Source organism: Streptomyces sp. SM10, from assembly GCF_002910915.1.
In the GTDB taxonomy this organism is placed as follows: domain Bacteria; phylum Actinomycetota; class Actinomycetes; order Streptomycetales; family Streptomycetaceae; genus Streptomyces.
In genome coordinates, this window is record NZ_NEUF01000144.1 from 1 (window position 1) to 1,141 (window position 1,141).

Genomic DNA, 1,141 nt, shown 5'->3' on the forward strand with positions numbered 1-1,141 from the left:
CCCGCAACCTCATGCGTACGAGACACCACATCCCCAGCACCGGAGCCGGCCTCCGCGAACGACACCGCCACCACACCCGGCACCGCATCCAACACATCCAGAGCCGCGACCACCCGGACATCGAGGGCAACACCCTCCACACCAAGCGCGTGCTCGACCCACCCGACCCGGAACAACGCATCACGCAACACACCGGACGACTGCACCTGCTCCGCCGACACCGGCCTCAGCACCAACGAATCCACCGACGCCACCGGCCCACCGACCGCATCAGCCAGCACCAACGACACACCAGAACCAGCCGGCGCGATCCGCACCCTCAGAACCGACGCACCCACAGCATGAAGAGAAACCCCCGACCACGCGAACGGCAGGCCTGTTCCTCCAGCGTCCTCAGCGCGGCCACCGGACAGCCCCATCGCGTGCAACGCCGAGTCCAGCAAGGCCGGATGCACGCCGAAGCCCTCACCGGAAATCTCCTCCGGCAACGCAACCTCGGCGAACACCTCGTCGCCGCGCCGCCACACCGCCCGCAGCCCCTGGAAGGCAGGGCCATACCCATACCCGAGCCCGAGCAACTCCTCGTAGAACCCGTCCACCCCCACTGCCGTCGCGTCCCGCGGCGGCCACTCCTCCAATGCCACTGCTCTGCCGGCACCCACTGCGGACAGCACTCCCGTCGCGTGCCGCACCCACTCGCCATCGGCGTCCTCTGCCGACCGTGAGTGCACGCTCACCACCCGACGCCCGTCCGCCGAAGGCCCACCCACCGACAACTGCAACGACATACCACCACGCTCAGGCATCACCAACGGCGCCTGCAGCGTCAACTCCTCCAGATACCCACACCCCACCCGCTCCCCCGCATACAGCACCAACTCCACAAACGCCGTACCCGGCAACAGAACGGAACCCAGCACCACATGATCCACAAGCCAACCGTGCGACTGAAGCGACAACCGCCCCGTCAACACCAGCCCGTCCCCCTCAGCAAGGGACACCTCCGCACTCAACAGAGGATGATCAACCGCACGCGCCCCCAGCCCCGACCCATCAACCGAACCCACCGGAAGAGACGCCAGCCAAAAATGCTCACGCTGAAAGGCATACGTCGGCAGATCCACACGACAGGCACCCGAAC

1 protein-coding gene is annotated in these 1,141 nt (G+C 66.9%); it reads right to left on the reverse strand.

Going from position 1 to position 1,141, the window contains the following annotated elements:
• Nucleotides 1-1,124: polyketide synthase dehydratase domain-containing protein (locus B9S57_RS23105; RefSeq protein WP_258036523.1), on the reverse strand; the 1,124-nt coding region annotated here is incomplete at its 3' end.
• Nucleotides 1,125-1,141: the final 17 nt, after the last annotated feature.